The organism is Tenacibaculum sp. L6, assembly GCF_028823685.1.
Lineage (GTDB): Bacteria > Bacteroidota > Bacteroidia > Flavobacteriales > Flavobacteriaceae > Polaribacter.
In genome coordinates, this window is sequence record NZ_JAPEHZ010000006.1 from 14,608 (window position 1) to 35,177 (window position 20,570).

The following is a 20,570-nucleotide window of genomic DNA, read 5'->3' on the forward strand; positions in this document are numbered from 1 at the left end:
ACTTATAAATTTATACAATGACAACATTTACCGCATTAGGAGTACGAAAAGAGTATGTAAAAGGACTGAAAGAGTTAGGAATAACAACTCCTACTGAAGTGCAAGAAGAAGCGATACCTTACTTGCTTGAAAATAATTCAGATTTTATTGGATTAGCACAAACAGGAACTGGTAAAACAGCTGCATACGGTTTACCTATCTTGCATAAGATAAATCCTTCTAAAGGTCATATTCAAGCGTTGATTTTAGCTCCGACTAGAGAATTAGCACAACAAATAAAAAAGCAATTATTTAAGTTTACAAAATATGTAGACGAACGAATTTTTGTAGAAGCTGTTTTTGGAGGAGAAAAAATTGATCGTCAAATCAATAGTTTAAAGAGAACTACTCATATTGTGGTAGCTACACCTGGGCGTTTAATTGATTTGATTGAGAGAGGTGAGGTTGATTTAAAAAATATCAACACTATTGTACTTGACGAAGCAGATGAAATGCTAAGCATGGGATTCAAATTAGAATTAAACCGTATTTTAAAATATACTTCAGGTACACGTAAAACATGGTTGTTTTCTGCTACAATGCCAGAAGAAATCAGAAGTATCATAAAAAAATACATGAGTTCTTTTGCTAAACAAGTAGAAGTAAACAAGAATTCTTTGGTAAATGCTAATATTACGCATCAGTTTGTAACAACTACGATTCCTGAAAAAACCGATGTTATTGTTAAGTTTTTAGAAAAACGACATACTGAAAGAGGTATTATATTTACAAGAACCAAAGCAGGAGCTCAAAAGTTAACAAAAGAGTTAAAAGAAGAAGGATTTTCAGTAGAAGCTCTAGAAGGTGACATGCAGCAAAAAGAGCGCGATAAAGTAATGCGTGCTTTTAAAAATGAAAGTCTTCAAGTATTAGTTTCTACTGATGTAGCTGCAAGAGGAATCGATGTTCAAAACTTAGGTTTTGTGTTACATCATCAATTACCAGAAAAGTTAGAATATTATACACACAGAAGCGGTAGAACAGCCAGAGCTGGTAAAAGAGGAGTGTCTTTAGCTTTAATTCTTCAAAATGAAAGAAATCGTATTGCTGAAGTGGAAAAAGAATTACAAATACAATTTTCAGAAATATCAATATAAATGAGTATCATCTACGCCATAGACTTAGCTGGAACTTTCGCCTTCGCCATTAGTGGAGCATTAGTGGCTATTCGAAAAAAGTTTGATGTTTTTGGTGTGCTCATTATAGCTTTTGTTACTGCTATTGGAGGTGGTATGACGCGTGATGTTCTTATTAATGCGCATCCTATAAATTGGATAGGCGATATCAATTATATCTGGATAATACTCACAGCAGTAGTGGTTACCTTTTTATTTAGAAGTAAAATAGCTCCACTAAGAAAAACAATGTTTTTATTCGATACGATTGGTATTAGTGTATTTACATTAATAGGCGTTCAAAAAGGATTGAGTTTTAACCTACATCCGTTTGTAGCGTTAGTTATGGGGATGTCTTCTGCTGTTATGGGAGGAGTTATTAGAGATGTATTAACGAATGAAATTCCGCTGATTTTTCATAGAGAAATTTATGCTTCCGCCTGTTTAGCAGGAGGAATGGTGTACTTACTTTTACATCCTTTTAATATAAATGAAGATTTACTTTTTGTGATTTCTGCAGGTATTATTGTTGTAATAAGAACTATTGCAGTACAATATAAATTGGAGCTTCCTAGCATTAAAAAAGATGTTTTTGGAAAATAATAAGCACTATGAAAAAACTAGTTTTTGAAAATTTAGAAGAACTATCTAGTATAGAAGGAAAACAATTACCAATAGGTGAGTGGTATACCGTTACACAGCTAATGATTAATGATTTTGCCAATGCAACACTAGATAAGCAATGGATTCATATTGATGAAGAAAAAGCATCAAAATATTCTCCTACAAGAACTACTATAGCTCACGGATTTATGTCGGTTTCTATGCTTTCTGAATTAATTTCAAAGCAATTTGAGGTTAAAAGTATAAAAATGGGATTGAATTATGGATTGAATAAAGTACGTTTTCCAAACCCAGTTCCTGTAAATAGTGAATTACGTTTAATTAGTTCTTTAAAACAATTGGAGGATTTTCAAAATGGAAAAAAACTCACATTTGGTTGTACAATAGAAATAAAAGGACAAGAAAAACCTGCCTGTGTTGCTGAGTTTATCTTTGTCTTATTCGAATAAAAAAGCTGCTTTTTATAGCAGCTTTTTTATTGTTGTTTGTGTTTTAGATTAAGACAACCAGCCTTTTTCAATAGCTTTTTTAGAATACATTAATAAAAAGACTCCAATAAGAATAACCATCACAGGCATAATAACTCCACCAGGACCATATACTTCGGCAGCTTTACTCATAAATAAATTGTAAGACATTTGTGCTAGAATTGCTATTAAAGAAATTAGAAACACAAATCTAGCTGCTTTTTTTCTCGCTAATAAGAAAATACTACCTAGCAAACCAGCAAAGACTGCTATAGCAAATGCGGCTGTTACCCAAGCAGGAATGTTTTCGTATAAAGCTCTTTCAGTTTCTGGTAAAGCAGCTTTTACTTCATCTGTCATAAAAGCTTGTCCGATGTAAGACATTACACCTAAACCATTCCAAATAAGTGCAGCAACACCAATAATCCAAAACAATGTAGTAGGTTTGTTTGAGTTTGTCATAAAAATAGGTTTAAAGTTAGTTGTAGTTAAATGTAGGTACAAATAACTAAAAAAACAAAACAAACTGTAAATCAATACTTAACAAAATAGGTTTTTAAACGCTTTCTTAAAATAATGTTAAAGCTAAGATGCTTGTGTAACGAGCCGTAAAAACAAACGTCTTATGAGTATATAATTACTTAACAAGTAATGTTTGGTGATTAGTTAGTTTTTAATAGTTGATTGAAAAAGGCTCGAGATATTATCCCGAGCCTTTTTTATATTTATTTTCTTGGTATAGAAATCTAAGAATCTAACAATCCAAAAATCTAATCAGTTTATTTTCTTTCTAAAAGAGCCATATAAAATCCGTCATATCCAGATTTGTGCGACAATACTTTTTCATCTTTTACAAAAGTAAAATCTTTACCGTCGTCAGATGCTAAAAAGAATTCTACTTGTTGTTGATTTTCTGAAGGTAATACTGAACAGGTTGCATATACCAATTTACCTCCTGGTTTCACCATCTTTGAGTATTGTTGCAATACTTCTTGCTGTGTTTCTCTAATTTGATCTAAAAATTCTGGTTGTAATTTCCATTTACTATCAGGATTTCTACGGATAACTCCTAAACCAGAACAAGGAGCGTCGATCAAAACTCTATCTGCTTTTCCATGTAGTTTTTTTATCACTTTAGTAGAATCAATTACACGAGTATCGATGTTATGAACACCGTTTCTACGAGCACGAACTTTTAACTTTTTCAATTTACTCTCATAAATATCCATCGCTATAATTTGCCCTTTGTTTTTCATTAATGAAGCTAAATGTAATGTTTTACCTCCAGCACCGGCACAAGTATCAACTACTTTCATACCTGGTTCAACGTCTAAATAAGCTGCAACTAATTGTGAAGAAGCATCTTGTACTTCAAAAAAACCTTTTTTAAAGGCTTCCGTTTTAAATACGTTTGCTCTTTCAACTAATTTTAAAGCATCATCATATCCTTTAATGAATTCAGTATCAATTCCTTCAGAAGCTAATTGTTTTTGTAAATGAGCTTTGGTGGTATTTAACGTATTTGTACGTAAGATAACTTCTGCTTGTTTATTTAAAGCCGCTATTTCTTTGGTCCAAACTTCTTCTCCTAATTCTTGAACTCCAACTTCATCAATCCAATCAGGAATAGATTCTCTAAATTTTCTAATTTTTAATAATTCATCAAATTTCCCTTTAATTCTTCGAGATGGAGTAGGTTCTATCTGGTTCCAATCTGGTAATTGAATTCCCTTTAATACACACCAAACAGCGAACAATCTCCATAAATCAGGACGAGCGTAAGGAGCTTTTACATTCGCAATTTCAGCATACAATCGTTTCCAGCGAACAATATCATAAATCGTTTCAGCAACAAATTTTCTATCACGTGCTCCCCAGCGTTTATCTCTTTTTAACGCCTGTTCTACAGCTTTGTCAGCATATACATCTTCATTAAAAATATCGCGTAAACTATCTATAACCGCGAAAACTAAATTTCTATGTAATCTCATTTGATGAATTTAAGAATGCAAAGATAGTTGATTTTAATGGCTTTTTGTATTTTCGTTCTCAATGAATTTAAACCATCCAGTAACATACATTAAAGGCGTAAGTGTAGCAAGAGCGGAGTTGCTATATAGTGAATTAGGTATTAAAACCTGCGGGGATTTATTACACCTATTTCCGTTTCGATATATAGATAAAACACAGTTTTATACTATTAGTCAGTTGCAACAAAACTCTGCTGAAGTTCAAATTGTTGGAAAAATTACAGGAGTAAAAACCGTAAAACAAAAGAGAGGAAGTCGATTAGTAGCTACTTTTTCTGATAATACAGGTACTATGGAATTGGTATGGTTTAAAGGAGCGAAATGGATAAAAGATAGCTTGAAAGTGGATGTTCCGTATGTAATTTACGGAAAGTTAAATTGGTATAACGGAACTCCGAACATGCCGCATCCAGAAATGGAAACGGTTAAGGAGTACAAAAGCAAGCTACAAATGGCTATGCAACCTGTGTATCCATCAACTGAAAAACTAGGTACAAAAGGAATAAGCAATAAAGTTATGCGTGGCATGATTCAAAATTTGTTTCAGCAGGCGTATGGTAGTATTGAAGAAACTTTTCCGCAATATTTTATAGAAGAACATCAGTTTTTAGGTAAAAAAGAATCACTATTAAATATTCACTTTCCTAAAAATCAAGAATTATTAGCCAAGGCACAATATCGATTAAAGTTTGAAGAATTATTTTTTATACAACTCCAGTTATTACAAAAAAAGCTCATTCGAAAATCTAAACTAAAAGGATTTGTTTTTGAGCATGTAGGAGAGGGGTTTACGAATTTTTACAACAATCATCTGCCTTTCGATTTAACAGGAGCTCAAAAACGTGTATTAAAAGAAATTCGCAAAGATGTTGGTTCTGGAGCTCATATGAACCGCTTATTACAAGGTGATGTTGGTTCAGGAAAAACCATTGTAGCTTTATTAACTATGTTGTTAGCAATCGATAATGGTTATCAGGCTACGATTATGGCTCCTACAGAAATTTTAGCTATACAGCATTATAATGGTATAGTTGACTTGTTAAAAAACACGAATATTCATGTTGATTTATTAACTGGATCTACAAAAACCAAAAAGCGTAGAGAAATCCACACTGGTCTTGAAGATGGATCTCTTCATATTTTAATAGGTACACATGCTATTTTAGAAGATAAAGTACAGTTTAAAAATCTTGGAATAGCTATTATTGATGAGCAACATCGTTTTGGGGTTGCACAGAGAAGAAAGTTATGGGAGAAGAGCCCATCAGATGGAGGGGCTATTGTTCCTCCACATATATTGGTGATGACGGCAACACCAATTCCTAGAACATTGGCTATGTCTGTGTATGGCGATTTAGATATTTCAGTTATTGATGAATTACCTCCTGGACGTAAAGAAATAAAAACGGTGCATCGTTATGATAGCAATCGTTTAGGAGTTTTTAAATTCTTAAAAGATGAAATAGCTAAAGGGAGACAAGCTTATGTAGTGTACCCTTTAATTCAAGAGTCTGAAGCTATGGATTATAAGGATTTAATGGATGGATACGAAAGTATTTCTAGAGAATTTCCTTCTCCTAAATATCAAATCAGTATCGTTCATGGGCAAATGAAACCGGCTGATAAGGATTATGAAATGGAACGTTTCGCAAAAGGAGATACGCAAATAATGGTAGCAACAACAGTAATTGAAGTAGGAGTGAACGTACCAAATGCTTCGGTAATGGTTATTGAAAGTGCAGAGCGATTTGGGTTAAGTCAGTTGCATCAATTGAGGGGTAGAGTAGGACGTGGAGCAGAACAAAGCTATTGTATCTTATTATCTAGTTACAAATTATCTTCTGACGGAAAAACTCGATTACAAACCATGGTAGAAACCACAGATGGATTTAAAATTGCAGAAGTAGACTTGAAACTTCGGGGACCAGGAAATATAATGGGAACGCAACAAAGCGGGGTTTTAAACCTTAAAATAGCCGATGTTGTTAAGGATAGTCCTATACTTCAAAAAGCGCGTCAAGCTGCTATTAATTTATTACAGGAAGATCCTAGTTTATCTAAAAAAGAAAATGCCAACTTGCTAAAAACGTATGAAAAACTACGCAAAACAAGTGGCATTTGGAGTAATATTAGTTAGAATTAAGTGCTAGCTGGAGCTAGTACTTAACTCTTCTTCCTCGTCAATACTATTATCTACTTTATTATATCTCAATATCAAATATCCAATTATAGCAGAAACAAGAGATCCTAGTAAGACACCTATTTTAGCAGAACCCAAGAACTCAGGACTTTGAGCAAAAGCTAAACTAGCAATGAATATTGCCATGGTAAAACCAATTCCTGCTAAAAACGATACTCCAACGATATGTTGAGTATTAATATCTTTAGGAACCTCAATTATTTTAAGTTTTTTAACTGTGGTAATAATTGTAGTAATACCTATACTGTTTCCTAAAATTAAACATAAAGCTATATGTATTATTAAGGCTGAATCTAAATGTGCATTGCTATCCATTATTAAAACTCCGGCATTAGCTAAAGCAAAAATTGGAATAATTATATAGGCAACAATGTCGTGCAATTTGTGCTCTAAAAGCTGAAGAGGTGATTGATAATCTTCTATCCAATGATCTAAATTATCTATTTCAGAAATTTGTTCTTTAGAAAGTATTGGCATAGAAGTGTCCTTAGCATTTTTAATATTCTTTATTATCTGCGATAAGTTATCTATGAATTTAGGTGTGTCTACCTTTTGTCTAATAGGAACTGCAAAAGCCATTAAAATTCCCGCAACAGTTGGATGTATTCCTGCTTTAAGGAATAATACCCAAATAACTGTACCAAACATAAATGTTATATAATGAGAATAAAAACCTCTGTGAGCAATAAAATAAAGGAAAGCTAAAAACCCTATCGCAATTGAAATTAAGGTAACGTCGATACTACTGCTATAAAAAAGAGCAATTACTAATACAGCACCAATATCATCAACAATTGCAAATGCAGTTAAAAATACTTTTAAACTCAGAGGAACCCTGCTACCTAAAGTATTTAAAACAGCTAACGAAAAAGCAATATCTGTAGCCATAGGAACACCCCAACCATGAGCTGTTTCTGGATCTTCATTTAAAATAACAAAAAACAAAACAGGAAACAACATTCCACCTACAGCTCCAAAAAGTGGGAATGCTAGTTTCTTTGTAGTGTTTAATTCACCTATTAAAAATTCTCTTTTAATTTCTAATCCAATTAAAAAGAAGAATACTGCCATTAAGCCATCATTTATCCAAAGTATAAGCGGTTTGTATAATTCAAAATGCTCAGACTTGAACCCTATTTTGTATTCCCAAAGAGCTTGATAACTGTCTTTAAAAGGAGAGTTTGCCCAAATAAGGGCTAATAAAGTAGCTGCTAATAGCAAAATACCACTAGCACTTTCTGTTTTAATAAACTTTTGCAGTGGAGATATTATTCTCTTTTTAATCATATGTATATATAAATTGTGACTTACTAATTTTTGAAAAAAGTAAATATATTAATTCTTTTTGTTTTGGAGAGCGAAGATAATTTATCAAATTTTAACGAAAGGTTAAATTTTTAAATTACTTAACACTTAAAAAGGAAAAACGATACGAAATTCCTAAATTTAATTGAGTGCTACTTAAGCTTCCTCCTCTTGCTTTTACATAACCAGCACCTAACCTGATGTTTAAGTTATTCGTTAGTTTGTGATTAACACCAACACTAGGTTTTATTATTAATCCTTGTCCTGTACTAATGCCACCACCACCAGCTGCACCACCTAATACTTGTGCAAAAAGAGAGGTTTTACCATTAAAAAACTCATTGGTTTGAGCTCCTAATCCTACAATTCCTTCAGCATAAGCTCCTGCATCACCAAAATCGGCAAATGAGGTTTGACCTGCTGCGTACAAATACTTATTTAAGAAGAAGTTTAGCTGTAATGAAATTTGATGCATGTTTTGATTAAATCCGCCATCTCTTGCTGCATCTAGGTATAAATCTTGCTTAATAATGGTTTCAAAACCTTTAAACTTACCTTCTGTAAATTTTCTTTCCTCAGGTAAAACACCATCTCTGTCTACATAATATTTTAGCCCTAAACCGAAAGTAGATGAAACGAAGTGTGAGTTAGGACTCATCATATACCCTTTATTAATTGAGGCGTAAACATTATCAAATAATTTTTGCTCTAAAGAAATATCAGGATAAATTAAAAAACCTCCTTTGGTATCCACTCCGCCACCGCCTCCGGCGCCTACCCCAAATTTAGTTAAAATATTCGTACGATTTTTATTCATTGATAAATGATATCCACCACCTAAGAAAACATCCATATAACCTGCTTTAATTCCGTGGTACGCACCATCAGCTTTTACAAAAAAGAAAAAGCTATCTGTGATATACGAATTTAGCTCAAAACCTGCTAAACGTATTGTGTTTCCTTCAAAAGAACCTTTTGTTACTTTGGCGTTGTTTAAGTGAACCAATAATGAAATTCGATTACTTAAAGTGTTCCATGAAGTGGTTTTTAAATCTTCAATAGAGAAAGAGTTTTCTCTATCTTTGAAATCAGCTGTTTTAAAGGATAAAGGAATTTGTAAAGCTACATTAAGTTGACTTCCGTTAATTGTTCCTCCATCAAAGAAATCAACATAACTATATCCTGCTGTGGCCGAAAAGTGTTTAAAATCGTACCCTAAATTAAAGTGAGGTAAAATAAATGCACCGCCACCGTCAGGGGCACCTGCGCCACCGCCACCTCCAAAATGAAGTCCAGCATCTACAAATAACCTATCTGTTATTTTTTGTTGAATTCCGGCATTAACTCCCAAGGTAAAAAAACCGCCACGAATACCACCTACAGCACCATATAAACCAACTCCTGCATAACTCCAATCATTAAGTTTTAGATTGTAATGGAGTCCTGTATAATCCATATTTTGTTCTCCTTCAGGCATTTTAATAGACAAGAAGTCTATTTGTCCGAAACCTACTTGTGTTTTTTGTTCTGGAATGGTGCTCGTTTGAGCATAAAAAAAATGAACACTCATTAGTAAAACTACTATGAGTGCTCTTTTAAAAAAAATGTTTAACATTTTAGTTTATTTAGTTATGTATTTGTTGACGTTCTCCATTTATATATGAAGCTATAAAAGCATCTTCAAACCCTAATTTAATCAGTTCTTTTTTCAATTCTCTTGCTTCCTCTAAGGTTAAGAATAACCCTAAAGAATATTTAAAATAACCGTCTGCATTAGCTACTATTGAAGGAATAACTTTTGAAGACAATAAAGGGTATTGATTGTTTGATAACACCCCTATTTGAACAGAGTAAATAGTTTCTCCTCTTGTTTCTTCTGCTATTTCATTTGTAGCTGTTTCAATATCAATATTAGATATTTCTGCATCTCCGCTTCTTGCAGCTCTTGCGTTAGCTCTACTAATACTATCTAGTACTCTGTATGCCTCTTGTTTTTTTACTGATTCAATATCTACATTATTAATAGCACTGTTACCGCCGTAAGCATAAAAGTAATAAGCTGCTCCTGAAGCTATTCCTAATAACAGTCCTAAAAAGATTGATAATCCTCTGGAGCTTCTTTTAAATGCTGAAAATTCTTCTTGCGTGCTGGTTAATTCATTTTCAGCGTTTTCTCTTTGTAATTTTGAATTATCTAAGTCTTCTTGTATTAACTTAAACTTTTCTTCTTCTATAAAAGGCATAAGTATTGTGGGTTGATTAGTTAATATTTTAGTGCACTAAAATACAAATCTTTTTTTTATCGTTAAGTTGTGATGAAAAACGTTCTTTTTTTATGGTAATATCCTTTAAAATTAAGATAAAAATTGAGGATTTGCATAAACAGTCATTTTATCACCTCTGCTAAAACCAATTAAGCAAATTCCGAATTCTTTGGCAAAATCTACTGCTAATGATGAACAAGCTGAAACAGCTATTATAAACGGTATTTTAGCTAAAAAAGCTTTTGATACAATTTCATAAGAAACTCTACCGCTTACTAACATATATTTAGCTTCTTTAAGTTTCGAATTACTTATTAAATCACCTACACATTTATCAACAGCATTATGGCGACCAATGTCTTCTTGTATGGTTAAAAGTTCATGTTTTTTATCGAAAATTGCACAGGCATGACTTCCTCCGGTTGTTTTAAATGTTTTTTGTAACTCTTTCATTTTTAAAAACATATCATCTACAACATAAATAAAAGATTTAATATTTTCAGAATCTTCATTTTCCAGAGAATTTCCTGATACTTTTAAATCTTTTAATTCTTTTTTTCCGCAAATACCACAAGAAGAAATAGATAAAAGAGTACGTTTGTTTAAATAGCCCTTTCCTAATTTTTCTTTCGCAATAGTTACATTCATTATGGTAGAAAAATCTTCTTCTGTTTTTACAACACTCAGTTTGAAGTCTTCATTTTTCTTACAAATATCTTCTGCAAATAATAAGCCTTTTATTAAGGCTTCATCACTTCCAGGAGTACGCATAACAACCGTGTAAGGTTCATTATTTATATTGATTTGCAAAGGAGCCTCAATAACAAGAGAGTCTTCTATTTTAACAGAAGAGTTCTTAGATAACTTTACAGATTGATATATGCTTGATTGTTTCGTCATAAAACAAATTTATATAAAAGGTAGCTAAAGAAAAAAGCCTTGATTTAAGTATCAAGACTTTTAAAATATTTTGCTTCCCCTAATAACAAAATATTTCTTAAATATAAGGAAGTTATGTTAGTTAGGCAACTTTATTTTTTTACGTAATACTATGGAATAGTAGTTTTTACACAATTAACAACTATTAACTCATTGTTTAAATTTGTTGAAAAGAAAAGAAATGTATCTCCACCATCTTTTAATTTAGTTTCTTTTCTTATTTGTGCCACTGTTTTCGGAAAATTACGGGTCGTGATATTGGCTTTATCTACTTTTATCTCTCTTTTTAGTTTCTTTTTGTTATATGGAAAAACAGAAATAATTTCAAAAATCCTTCCAGGGAAATCTTCGATTAATTCTTCAGAAGTATACAAGTGAGAATGTTGATGTAGTTTATGTACTTTTAATTGACTTGCAACTTCATTAAAACCTCCAGACTTTAAAATAGCTGTATTAGGTTCGTATAAGTATTTCTGAGGTAAAGAATAATCAAAAAAAACTTCATTTTCTAAATTGAAATTAAATTCTTGATCTTTGTTTTTCAATAAGTTAATTGTTTTAACTTTAATCAAGCCTTTAAATTCTTTTTTTAATAAAAAAAGTAATTCTTTTACCTCATTATTAACAGCTACGATTTGAATTTCTTTAACAAATTTTAATTCATTTATAGTTGAAGTTATATCTAAAATAGGAGAGTTCTTAATTAAAATAGTCTCTGATTTATCGAATAAAAAATCTAAATTTTCAGGTACATTAGGTAAACAATCTTTTAACAAAAAAACCTTTCCTTTTACGTCATTTCTTCGAGATGGATCTATATAAATACAATCAAATTTTTGAGGTGTGTCTTTTAAGTATTCTAATCCGTCGCCAGCCATCGTTTCTATATTTGAAACACCTAATTGTTTATAATTATGAGCAACAATTTCAGATAAATCATTATTAATTTCACAATGAGTAACTTTTTTAAACGTTTTAGAAAAAGCTAAACAATCTACACCAAAACCTCCGGTAATATCAATAATAGATTCTCCCTGTACCAATTTCGACTTATAATTAGCTGTAATTTCTGAAGAAGTTTGTTCAATACTAATTTTTGCGGGATAATAAATATTTTTTGAAGTGAACCAAGTGGATAGTTTTTTCTCAGACTTCTGCTTTGCGACTAGTTGATTAGCTAATTCTTGCGTGGTAACGCCTTCAAAAGGACTCCCTTTAAAAATTAATTCTTCAATATTAGCGCGTAAGTTTTTGTTAATATAATTCTGAACCTCAGTATGTAATATATTTTTATTCAAAAAAAATGATTTATTGAGTACTCCTTACTGCAATAATACTAATAATTTAACAGTTCTTAAACGCAGCTAATCCTAGATTTTTGCTAGGTTTGTGTACTTATTATCAATTTAAAGTTAACAAATAATTTATTATGAAAAAAAGTATTTTAATGCTTGCTATGATTTTAGCAACAATGAGTGCAAGTGCTCAATTTTATGTTTCTGCTAGTGGAGGTTATTCAATATCTAGTGCAGGAGTAAGATTTGGGACTGAAACAACAACTGCAGGAGTAGAGAACACTTACGGTAGTTATGGAGAAGGTATGCACACTCAATTAAGAGGTGGGTATTTTTTTAATGACACTTTTGGTGTAGAAGCTGCTTTTGGTTATTTACATGGAGCAGATCAAACTATTAGAAAAGTAACTTTACCAGGAAATGATGTTGATGTAATAGCAAGAGCAAGAGCCTACGGAGCTTCTGCTTCTTTGGTGTATAAGTTTACAAATAATGTTTACGGTCGTTTTGGTGCGTTAATCAAAGTGGGAGGAGAAACTGAAGCTAAAGGATATATTAAACAAGATATGTCTGGTCAACCAGCTCCAAATGGAGATAACTTCCCTGATGGAACATATAATGAAACTACATTTACTCAAGATTATAAAGGTCGTTTACCTTTAGGTTTTATAGGAGCTATTGGTTATAAGTATGAGCTTTCTAATAACGTTTCCTTATTTGCTGAATTAGAATATATGGGAATTAGTGTTACTAGAGATAAAGCTATTTTCAAAGAATTTAATTCGGAAATCGTTACTCCAGATGGAAATAGAACTACTGTAGCTACTATTAACAATCTACCTGCTGGTTACTCTAAAGAAATTTTATATGTAGATGAGTTAACCCTTACTGAATACCAAGAAGCACAAGCAAATCCTTATGCTCGCAAGCAATTATCTGAAAAAGTACCATATTCTTCTTTCGGAATTAATTTTGGTATAACCTATACTTTCGGTAAATAATATTTTTGAGTTATATAAAAACTAAAAGAGCAGCTATGTAGCTGCTCTTTTTTGTTATAATAATTTTTCACTAGGTTAATTGTATCCTTTAACATCTCCCATATCTAATACTCCTATAGCCATTTCATGTTTTGTTGGTAATATTGCTCCCGATTCTGTGGTTATCCAATCACTCCAACTTGCTTCTGTTCCACCTGTAGGGATTATAGAAACCCACATTTTATAACTAGTAGGTTTACCACTTTCATCTAAAACCCATAAATACGAGTCTCCTGGTGTTGAACCACCAGTAGTATAAGTAACTAATAAAGCATCTTTTCCATCATATTGCACCAATCTTCGCTCAATTCCATCCTCAAAAACTTTATAGGGAGCCACTAACCAAAAGCTATCATTATTAAAATAATCGATTGATTTTTGAAGAATTTCTTTGTTGTTATTTTCTTTTCCATCAGTCAAAACAATACTCTTTTCAGGTTCTTTGGTGTGTAATATCACTTTGTTGGTATCCCAAGATACTTCAACTATGTTTTTTTGTTTATCCCATTTATAAAAGCGTTTTCCTCTAAAACTCCATTCTATAAAACGTGTGTTTTTATATGCTTCATAATTTAATACATTCAGCATTTTAGTAGCTAATTCATCCGCTTTAGGCCCCTGTTTTCCTGAAGGAAGACTTTCACTATTCTTAAAGTAGAAAACAACTAAAACTATCCCTCCAATTAAAAGTAAACCACCCAGTATTTTAAATAGCTTTTTCATCTGTTTATTTTATGATTTCTTATTTGTCAGATGTAACCTTTAATGTTTAAAATAACCATTACCATGTATTCTTAATGATTTTTTTAATACATGTCGGTTTCATCTTTATTGATTGATTAATTGTTTAATTCCTTTAGCTAATTCATCCGCTGCAGCTGGATGTTTTCTAAACCATAGTTCTGGCTCTATCAACTCTAATTCAGCAATAGCTAATTTATCATTATTATCAGTAAAAATATCCACTCTAGCGTAAATAGGTAGTTCTATACAAGCTTTTACAGCATTCTCAGCAAAGTCAATTTCTTTTTGAGTAGGAGAGTAGCTATGTACAGATCCTCCAAAATCATCTTGCACTCTAAAGTCTCCTGATTTGGCTATTTTCAATACTGCATGTGTAAACTTACCATTCATTACCATTAATGATATTTCACCTTTTTTTACAATATTATACTGAAAAGGTTGAAGAATCATTGCTTCTTCGGTTATCAATTCAGAAAAAACAGTTTCAAAGGTTTTTATGTTTTCTGGATTGATTTTATAGGTATGTCTTGCTGCTCCTGAAATACACGGTTTTAAAACAAACTCTTTTAAACCAAACTGAATTGAAAGTTCTTTAAGGGTTTTAGTAGTGCCTTGTTCTATAAAATATGATTCACAAATATGCACTCCGTTTTGTTGTAAATCTTGTAAGTAATGCTTGTCAATATTCCAACGAATAATTTTTTCTGAATTTAATAGAATAGTTTGCTGACTTACATTGTTTAACCATTCAGAAAATTCAGAAAATCGATCAAAATAATCCCATGTTGTTCTAAATAAAATATAACGAGTTGTTGACCAATCAAAACTAGCATCATCCCAAGAAAGACGATCAACTTTTAATCCTTGGTTTTCAAGAGCTATTTTTACATAATTATCTTCATCAAGTACGTTTTTAGTGTATGCGTTAATTTCAATTGGATTTACATACCTTTTATCTGTTAAGATAATTACATCGTATTTTTTCATAAGCTATTTTACTTTTTGTTAAATAAGTCTTTACTGATATAAAAATATTAGTTATAATTTAGCATGTTTTTTTTTTAAAAAAAAACACTAAAAAAACAAAACTAGTATTAAATAAAAAAAGTGCTTAAGTAAGCACTTTTAAAATATATCTTTTACTAAATCATTCATACTATCGTATTCTTTAAATAAAAAGCCAAAGAAATCTTTACTCTTTTTTTCTTGAAACTCTATTATTCCTTCAGAAAACCTATACTCTCTAAAAGTTCTTAACTTGTTGTTTAGGTCTTTCTTTAAACCTTTTTTTATAGGTAAATGATCTGTGTTTTTCACAAGTATATTTTTATAACGCGTTATTTAAATCTACTTTATATTTGTTTAATAAAGCTTTAGTAATACCTAAGTTAGCTTCTTTAGAATCTACAGCCAAATAAATAAAGTAAGTACCACTTGGTGCAATGTTTATAACGTGTACTTGACTAGATAATGTAATTGTAATATCTTGTATCTCTTCGTTTAATTTTAAAGCTTCAATTGCTTTTAATTTAGCTTTTACTACCCCTAAATTGTATGCAGAAGCAAGAGTAGGATCGAAATTTGGATCTACTGTAAAATATTCGTAAGCTTCCCCTGAACTTACATCTGTAACAGACACTGCAATAAACCCTGGAACATTAGTTCTTAAGTTTTCGATAAAATCATTTAAAATTTCCTTCATTTTGATATTTTATTAATTGTATTAATAGATTTCTATATAAAATTATAGAGCTAGTTTTTTTAAGGTAAGTTTCATTATAGCTACCTTAGATACATCATCGGCTATTAAACAAACAATATGTTTGTTGCTATATTTATTTATTACCACTAGTTCATTATTTGAGTTTAATACTAGCTGATTAAGCTTATCAGATTCTAAAACGTCTTCGAAAAATTCATGAGACATTGTAACCATAACAGCTAACATTGCTGCTACATTATGTTCGTTAGTAACATTGTAAGAATCTATAATATGACCTTCAGAATCGAATACAAGTCCTTTGTTAGCCTCCGATTCTTCGACTAACATTTGTAAGTTTATTTCCTCCATTATGTTCAACTGTAAGCATTAACATGTAGTTAACACTAAATTTTGTTTCCTATACACGATTTAGACACACCTATTTTAAAAAGAGTCACAAAAATAAGTCTTTATTTTAGTGAATTAATTTTGTTTAATCTTTTTTTGTGATATCTTTATCAGAAAACTTTATTAAAAGAGGGCAAAAAAAAGACTAGATTTTATAAGGTCTAGTCTTTTTTTGTGATTATCAATCACTTTGTGGTTTTAATTTGTTTTTAAATTTTACTAAGTCAAGAATATTTTCAAATCTTGGCTCAAAAAAGAAATCATAAACAGCTTCTTTTAAATCGCTTACACTGTTTATAGATTTTAAGGTTTCATTTTCATTAACAATTGAACTATTTAATGTGGGACCGAATTCAAAAGAAACAAAACATAATTGCTTTCGTTAAAAACATGGCTAAAACAGGTAGATATTACTGGGTAATGACTGATTTTGTTGTAAAAGAAAATGAAAAAGGACAAGTTACAAACTACAAAGCATTACGTAAACCAGCACCTAGAAAAGCTATACAAGAAGTCATTCCTTTGTATAAGAGATTAAGAGAAATTGAAAATCTTAATGGAATTGAAGCTTCAGAAAAATTCTTGAAAGGTTTTTTAGATTCTAAAAACACTGATTACGATACTTATGTAGAAAGATTGATTACTGATAATTTAGGTAGTCTTTCAGAAAGTAGTACTCCTCAGAAAGTCGGAAGAACTACTGAAAAGAAAAAAGGATCTTTCTTTAAAAGATTCTTTGGAATAGAATAATACTTAATATCAATATTCCCCTGTAAAGGTTTTATGTTTAATAAGTTGCTTTAATCATCCGATTGTTACCAAACAAATCTTTTCGAAGTTCAACTTTAGTAAAACCTTTACGTTTCAGCATTTCAACGGTTTCATTTCCTAAATATTGATTGATTTCAAAAAAAAGTAATCCTTTTTTAGTTAACGACTTAATGGCTAAATCGGCTATTTTTTTATAAAAGACTAGCGGATTATCATCATCAACAAATAACGCTAAATGTGGTTCGTTTTCTAAAACATTGTTTTTGATTTCTACTTTTTCTAATTCACGCACATAAGGTGGATTAGATACTATCACATCGTATTGTCTAGATAAATTCTCAGTTTGTAATATATCTTGAAGCATAAAAGTAATTTCAGCTTTGTTTAACGAAGCATTCTCCTTAGCTACTTTTAAAGTTTCTTCAGAAACATCAATCGCACTTACGTTAGCACTTGGTAAATTCTTTTTTAAGCTGATAGGAATACAGCCTGTACCTGTTCCTATATCTAAAATAGATAATTGCTGTTTGTTATTTTCTAAACCTAATTCTTTTACCTCATTAAGAATCCATTCAACCAATTCTTCGGTTTCTGGTCTCGGAATTAGTGTGTTTTCATTTACCTTAAAAGGACATCCGTAAAACTCTGTTTTTCCTAATATGTACTGAATAGGCTCTTCTTTTTGTAATCTAGCAAGAGCTGTATCTAAAAGATCATACTTTTTTGAAGGGATTTCTAAAGTTGGTTGTAAAGTAAAGTCTATTCGTTGTAATCCTAAATATTCTTCTATCAACAAAAAAAAGAAAGTATCTATTTCTGTTTTAGGAAATATACTTTCTAATTGTTCCGTAAAATAAACTCTAAAGTGTTTTAAATTCATTAAAATTTCGTTTCTAAAAACTATCTAAACTATAAATCTTTTAGCATCCAAACATTACACGAATAATGACCTGTGTTTCCCATGGGTTTATCAAGATTTATGAATCCGTTTTTCGTGTATAAAGCTCTCGCAGCTTCCATGTATGGCATGGTTTCTAAATAACATTGCTCATAACCTTGTTTTTTCGCCTTATCCAAGCAATAATCAATTAATTTACTTCCTAAACCTTTTCCTCTAGCTATAGGCAAGAAGTACATTTTTTGGAATTCACATACATTACCTTCAAAATTGTCTAAAGGAGCAAAACCAGCACCGCCAACAACTTTTCCTTGATGCTCTATTACAAAATAACCAGCCTTATCTTTTTGGTAAGTTTCGTACATCTCATCGGTAGCTTTATCTTCATAGGCAGTTCCTACCTTAGGGACTCCAAATTCGATTAATACACCGCGTATAACTGCTGCTAATTCCGCATTATCTTGCGGTTTTACTTCTCTAATAATAAAATCAGAAGGTATCATAAGAATATAGTACTTTTGCTAAAGCAAAGTACCCAAAAAAACACGAGTTTTCATGAAGAAAATCATATATTTTTTACCTTTTTTACTTTTTGTAGTAAGTTGTTCTGTAAAACAAAAACCTATCTTCTTAAAAGTTGATGATATAAAACTACTATCGGCTACTACCGATACTATTAGACTAGGGGCTAATGCATATTTTAAAAACCCTAATGATATTGGTGGTAAAATTGCTACTGATGAAATTAAAGTTTTAGTAAATCAGGTTCAAGTTGCTCAGGTATCTTCAGAAGAATTTAAAGTTCCTGCTCGTAAAGAATTTTCTATTCCTCTGAAAGTAGTGATTCCTGCCAAAAAAGTTTTTGAGAATAATAAAAACGGAGTTTTAGGTGGACTCCTTTCTTCTTTAATAAACCAAAGGATAAAAGTTCAATTTAAAGGAGACTTAAAATATAAAGTGTTAGGTTTTTCGCATGTGTACCCAATTGATCAAATTGAAGATGTAAAGATAAAATTATAACAATTTGAACCACGAAAAATATATACAACGTTGCTTACAATTAGCTAAAAACGGTATTGGCACAACACGTCCCAATCCATCTGTTGGCGCTGTAATTGTTCATAAGAATAAAATTATAGGAGAAGGATTTACCTCGCCTTATGGCGGTCCTCACGCAGAAGTCAACGCTATTAATTCTGTACAAAATCAAGAATTATTAAAAGAAGCTACTATTTATGTTACACTAGAACCTTGCTCTCATCACGGAAAAACACCACCATGTGCTGATTTGATCATAGAAAAAGGAATTCCTAATATAGTAATCGGTAGTGTAGACACCAATAGTTTAGTAGCAGGAAAAGGTATTGAACGGTTAAAAAAAGCAGGAAGAAATGTAATAGTTGGTGTTTGTGTAAAAACTTGTAAAGAACATCACAAACGTTTTTTTACGGTTCAAAACAAAAAGCGTCCGTATATTATCTTAAAATGGGCAGAAACCAAAGATGGATTTATAGCTCCTTTAACTAAAGGTGAGCAAAAACCTGTGTGGATTTCAAACGCTTATTCTCAACAGTTAGTTCATAAATGGCGAAGTGAAGAGCATGCCATTTTAGTAGGAACCAATACGGTGATTGCTGATAATCCATCATTAACTGTTCGTAGTTGGTCAGGAAATAACCCTGTGAGAATTGTTATTAATAAAAACCTGCGAATTCCGTCAGAAGCAACTGTTTTAAATGGAGATGTTAAAACGATTGTTCTTGTTGATAGAAAAGAGAGAAGAGAAACGAGAAAAGAGAAACAAGAAGTTTTTTACGAAGAAATCGATTTTTCTTCTCGAGTAGCAGAGGAAATTTGCGATGTATTGCATAAACATCAAATACAATCGGTAATTATTGAAGGAGGTGCGCAAACCTTGCAAACATTTATCGAAGCTAATTTATGGGATGAAGCCAGAGTTTTCATAGGCGATGTAAACTTTGGAGCAGGAGTGAAGCATCCTGTTTTCAATGCGAAACTTTCTTCCGAAGAAAAAATAACTAACGACCTATTAAGAATATATAAGAATGATTAAAAACATCATTTTTGATTTTGGTGATGTATTCATCAATTTAGATAAAGAAGCAACATACAAAGAACTGGCAAAGCTTGGGGTTACTGAGATTAGCGAAGAAATGATACAACAATATTATCAGTATGAAACGGGATTAATTTCTACGGATGATTTTATTCATTTTTTCTACAATAAATTCAATATTCCTAAAGAAAAATTAATCTATTCGTGGAATGCTATTTTGTTAGATTTTCCGAAGCATCGCTTAGATTTTTTGAAGAAACTTGCTGCAACGAATGATTATCGATTGTTTTTGTTAAGTAACACGAACGATATGCATATTTCTTGGATTCAAAACGACTGGGGAGAAGAACTTTATAATGAATTTAAAAGTTATTTTGAACAGTTTTACTTATCGCACGAAATCAATCTAAGAAAACCAAATACTAACATTTTTGAGTTTGTTTTAAACGAAAATAATTTACAAGCTTCTGAAACTATTTTTATAGACGATACCCAAGAAAACACCAATGCTGCACAAGAATTGGGTATTCATGTTTGGAATAATTGTCCGAAAACAGAAGATGTGGTGGATTTACTAAAAAGAAAGGAGTTTATAGCGTGATATTCTTAATTTTCAGTGTTTTTATAACAAGTTTACTCTTTGTAATCTTTA

At 31.3% G+C, this 20,570-nt stretch carries 23 protein-coding genes; 9 read left to right on the forward strand and 14 right to left on the reverse strand.

From position 1 onward, the window contains the following. Positions 1–17: 17 nt before the first annotated feature. From OU788_RS02235 to OU788_RS02245, 3 genes are read left to right on the forward strand one after another with little or no spacing between them, the layout of a single operon-like run. Positions 18–1,136, forward strand: a complete 1,119-nt coding sequence (locus OU788_RS02235; protein ID WP_274633651.1) for a DEAD/DEAH box helicase — start codon at positions 18–20, stop codon at positions 1,134–1,136. Then, positions 1,137–1,757, forward strand: a complete 621-nt coding sequence (locus OU788_RS02240; protein ID WP_274633652.1) for a trimeric intracellular cation channel family protein — start codon at positions 1,137–1,139, stop codon at positions 1,755–1,757. It abuts the gene before it with no gap. 8 nt (positions 1,758–1,765) lie between these two features. Beyond that, on the forward strand, positions 1,766–2,227 hold the full coding sequence (locus tag OU788_RS02245; RefSeq protein WP_274633653.1) for a MaoC family dehydratase: 462 nt from the start codon (positions 1,766–1,768) through the stop codon (positions 2,225–2,227). A 48-nt stretch (positions 2,228–2,275) separates the two neighbouring features. Here the strand turns inward: OU788_RS02245 and OU788_RS02250 are convergent, their stop codons facing one another. Together OU788_RS02250 and OU788_RS02255 are read right to left on the reverse strand one after the other, a co-directional pair. Further along, the gene (locus tag OU788_RS02250; RefSeq protein ID WP_274633654.1) at positions 2,276–2,707 is read right to left on the reverse strand and encodes a hypothetical protein; all 432 of its coding nucleotides are present in this window, start codon (positions 2,705–2,707) and stop codon (positions 2,276–2,278) included. 317 nt (positions 2,708–3,024) lie between these two features. After that, entirely contained in the window at positions 3,025–4,236 is a 1,212-nt protein-coding gene (locus tag OU788_RS02255) for an RsmB/NOP family class I SAM-dependent RNA methyltransferase (protein WP_274633655.1), read from the reverse strand. Positions 4,237–4,297: 61 nt separating this feature from the next. On the opposite strand from OU788_RS02255, the gene recG reads away from it, so the two are divergent. After that, a complete protein-coding gene (recG, locus tag OU788_RS02260) occupies positions 4,298–6,412 on the forward strand; it encodes an ATP-dependent DNA helicase RecG (protein ID WP_274633656.1) in 2,115 nt (704 codons plus the stop codon). 9 nt (positions 6,413–6,421) lie between these two features. Here recG and nhaA read toward each other — a convergent pair whose 3' ends face one another. From nhaA to OU788_RS02285, 5 genes are all read right to left on the reverse strand, one after another. Then, on the reverse strand, positions 6,422–7,762 hold the full coding sequence (gene nhaA, locus OU788_RS02265) for a Na+/H+ antiporter NhaA (RefSeq protein ID WP_274633657.1): 1,341 nt from the start codon (positions 7,760–7,762) through the stop codon (positions 6,422–6,424). Between the two features lie 115 nt (positions 7,763–7,877). Next, positions 7,878–9,350, reverse strand: coding sequence for a hypothetical protein (locus OU788_RS02270; protein WP_274633658.1), 1,473 nt, complete (start codon positions 9,348–9,350; stop codon positions 7,878–7,880). Between the two features lie 55 nt (positions 9,351–9,405). Further along, positions 9,406–10,023, reverse strand: a complete 618-nt coding sequence (locus OU788_RS02275) for a hypothetical protein (RefSeq protein WP_274633659.1) — start codon at positions 10,021–10,023, stop codon at positions 9,406–9,408. Positions 10,024–10,134: 111 nt separating this feature from the next. Beyond that, positions 10,135–10,944: a formate dehydrogenase accessory sulfurtransferase FdhD gene (gene fdhD, locus OU788_RS02280; protein WP_274633660.1), complete on the reverse strand. Its 810-nt coding sequence runs from the start codon at positions 10,942–10,944 to the stop codon at positions 10,135–10,137. Between the two features lie 149 nt (positions 10,945–11,093). Next, positions 11,094–12,281: a THUMP-like domain-containing protein gene (locus OU788_RS02285; protein WP_274633661.1), complete on the reverse strand. Its 1,188-nt coding sequence runs from the start codon at positions 12,279–12,281 to the stop codon at positions 11,094–11,096. A 131-nt stretch (positions 12,282–12,412) separates the two neighbouring features. Between OU788_RS02285 and OU788_RS02290 the strand changes: the two genes are divergently transcribed. Continuing rightward, the gene (locus tag OU788_RS02290; protein ID WP_274633662.1) at positions 12,413–13,279 is read left to right on the forward strand and encodes an outer membrane beta-barrel protein; all 867 of its coding nucleotides are present in this window, start codon (positions 12,413–12,415) and stop codon (positions 13,277–13,279) included. 75 nt (positions 13,280–13,354) lie between these two features. Here the strand turns inward: OU788_RS02290 and OU788_RS02295 are convergent, their stop codons facing one another. From OU788_RS02295 to OU788_RS02315, 5 genes are all read right to left on the reverse strand, one after another. Further along, positions 13,355–14,041 (reverse strand): hypothetical protein, encoded by a 687-nt coding sequence (locus OU788_RS02295; protein ID WP_274633663.1) that lies wholly within the window; start codon positions 14,039–14,041, stop codon positions 13,355–13,357. Between the two features lie 105 nt (positions 14,042–14,146). Then, entirely contained in the window at positions 14,147–15,049 is a 903-nt protein-coding gene (locus tag OU788_RS02300) for an ATP-grasp domain-containing protein (RefSeq protein ID WP_274633664.1), read from the reverse strand. A gap of 138 nt (positions 15,050–15,187) precedes the next feature. Further along, complete coding sequence (locus OU788_RS02305; protein ID WP_274633665.1) at positions 15,188–15,379, reverse strand: hypothetical protein; 192 nt, start codon at positions 15,377–15,379, stop codon at positions 15,188–15,190. A 10-nt stretch (positions 15,380–15,389) separates the two neighbouring features. Next, positions 15,390–15,764 (reverse strand): hypothetical protein, encoded by a 375-nt coding sequence (locus OU788_RS02310; protein WP_274633666.1) that lies wholly within the window; start codon positions 15,762–15,764, stop codon positions 15,390–15,392. A 42-nt stretch (positions 15,765–15,806) separates the two neighbouring features. After that, positions 15,807–16,133, reverse strand: a complete 327-nt coding sequence (locus OU788_RS02315; protein WP_274633667.1) for a hypothetical protein — start codon at positions 16,131–16,133, stop codon at positions 15,807–15,809. Positions 16,134–16,562: 429 nt separating this feature from the next. On the opposite strand from OU788_RS02315, the gene OU788_RS02320 reads away from it, so the two are divergent. Then, on the forward strand, positions 16,563–16,922 hold the full coding sequence (locus OU788_RS02320) for a hypothetical protein (RefSeq protein WP_274633668.1): 360 nt from the start codon (positions 16,563–16,565) through the stop codon (positions 16,920–16,922). A gap of 37 nt (positions 16,923–16,959) precedes the next feature. On the opposite strand, the gene prmC is transcribed toward OU788_RS02320, so the two are convergent. Continuing rightward, positions 16,960–17,823 (reverse strand): peptide chain release factor N(5)-glutamine methyltransferase, encoded by an 864-nt coding sequence (gene prmC, locus OU788_RS02325; protein ID WP_274633669.1) that lies wholly within the window; start codon positions 17,821–17,823, stop codon positions 16,960–16,962. Between the two features lie 29 nt (positions 17,824–17,852). Next, the gene (locus OU788_RS02330) at positions 17,853–18,344 is read right to left on the reverse strand and encodes a GNAT family N-acetyltransferase (protein WP_274633670.1); all 492 of its coding nucleotides are present in this window, start codon (positions 18,342–18,344) and stop codon (positions 17,853–17,855) included. Positions 18,345–18,396: 52 nt separating this feature from the next. Here OU788_RS02330 and OU788_RS02335 point away from each other — a divergent pair, with 52 nt between their 5' ends. From OU788_RS02335 to OU788_RS02345, 3 genes are read left to right on the forward strand one after another with little or no spacing between them, the layout of a single operon-like run. Then, entirely contained in the window at positions 18,397–18,861 is a 465-nt protein-coding gene (locus tag OU788_RS02335; protein WP_274633671.1) for an NDR1/HIN1-like protein, read from the forward strand. Between the two features lie 4 nt (positions 18,862–18,865). Continuing rightward, positions 18,866–19,915, forward strand: coding sequence for a bifunctional diaminohydroxyphosphoribosylaminopyrimidine deaminase/5-amino-6-(5-phosphoribosylamino)uracil reductase RibD (gene ribD / locus OU788_RS02340; protein ID WP_274633672.1), 1,050 nt, complete (start codon positions 18,866–18,868; stop codon positions 19,913–19,915). Beyond that, on the forward strand, positions 19,908–20,519 hold the full coding sequence (locus tag OU788_RS02345; RefSeq protein WP_274633673.1) for an HAD-IA family hydrolase: 612 nt from the start codon (positions 19,908–19,910) through the stop codon (positions 20,517–20,519). The genes ribD and OU788_RS02345 overlap by 8 nt, the downstream gene beginning before the upstream one ends. Positions 20,520–20,570: the final 51 nt, after the last annotated feature.

Excerpts from the sequence above, each read along its gene's own strand:
- OU788_RS02235 (WP_274633651.1), top strand. The coding sequence starts at position 18 with ATGACAACATTTACCGCATTAGGAGTACGAAAAGAGTATGTAAAAGGA.
- OU788_RS02240 (WP_274633652.1), top strand. The coding sequence starts at position 1,137 with ATGAGTATCATCTACGCCATAGACTTAGCTGGAACTTTCGCCTTCGCC.
- OU788_RS02245 (WP_274633653.1), top strand. The coding sequence starts at position 1,766 with ATGAAAAAACTAGTTTTTGAAAATTTAGAAGAACTATCTAGTATAGAA.
- OU788_RS02250 (WP_274633654.1), bottom strand. The coding sequence starts at position 2,707 with ATGACAAACTCAAACAAACCTACTACATTGTTTTGGATTATTGGTGTT.
- OU788_RS02255 (WP_274633655.1), bottom strand. The coding sequence starts at position 4,236 with ATGAGATTACATAGAAATTTAGTTTTCGCGGTTATAGATAGTTTACGC.
- recG (WP_274633656.1), top strand. The coding sequence starts at position 4,298 with ATGAATTTAAACCATCCAGTAACATACATTAAAGGCGTAAGTGTAGCA.
- nhaA (WP_274633657.1), bottom strand. The coding sequence starts at position 7,762 with ATGATTAAAAAGAGAATAATATCTCCACTGCAAAAGTTTATTAAAACA.
- OU788_RS02270 (WP_274633658.1), bottom strand. The coding sequence starts at position 9,350 with ATGAGTGTTCATTTTTTTTATGCTCAAACGAGCACCATTCCAGAACAA.
- OU788_RS02275 (WP_274633659.1), bottom strand. The coding sequence starts at position 10,023 with ATGCCTTTTATAGAAGAAGAAAAGTTTAAGTTAATACAAGAAGACTTA.
- fdhD (WP_274633660.1), bottom strand. The coding sequence starts at position 10,944 with ATGACGAAACAATCAAGCATATATCAATCTGTAAAGTTATCTAAGAAC.
- OU788_RS02290 (WP_274633662.1), top strand. The coding sequence starts at position 12,413 with ATGAAAAAAAGTATTTTAATGCTTGCTATGATTTTAGCAACAATGAGT.
- OU788_RS02295 (WP_274633663.1), bottom strand. The coding sequence starts at position 14,041 with ATGAAAAAGCTATTTAAAATACTGGGTGGTTTACTTTTAATTGGAGGG.
- OU788_RS02300 (WP_274633664.1), bottom strand. The coding sequence starts at position 15,049 with ATGAAAAAATACGATGTAATTATCTTAACAGATAAAAGGTATGTAAAT.
- OU788_RS02310 (WP_274633666.1), bottom strand. The coding sequence starts at position 15,764 with ATGAAGGAAATTTTAAATGATTTTATCGAAAACTTAAGAACTAATGTT.
- OU788_RS02315 (WP_274633667.1), bottom strand. The coding sequence starts at position 16,133 with ATGGAGGAAATAAACTTACAAATGTTAGTCGAAGAATCGGAGGCTAAC.
- OU788_RS02320 (WP_274633668.1), top strand. The coding sequence starts at position 16,563 with ATGGCTAAAACAGGTAGATATTACTGGGTAATGACTGATTTTGTTGTA.
- prmC (WP_274633669.1), bottom strand. The coding sequence starts at position 17,823 with ATGAATTTAAAACACTTTAGAGTTTATTTTACGGAACAATTAGAAAGT.
- OU788_RS02330 (WP_274633670.1), bottom strand. The coding sequence starts at position 18,344 with ATGATACCTTCTGATTTTATTATTAGAGAAGTAAAACCGCAAGATAAT.
- OU788_RS02335 (WP_274633671.1), top strand. The coding sequence starts at position 18,397 with ATGAAGAAAATCATATATTTTTTACCTTTTTTACTTTTTGTAGTAAGT.
- OU788_RS02345 (WP_274633673.1), top strand. The coding sequence starts at position 19,908 with ATGATTAAAAACATCATTTTTGATTTTGGTGATGTATTCATCAATTTA.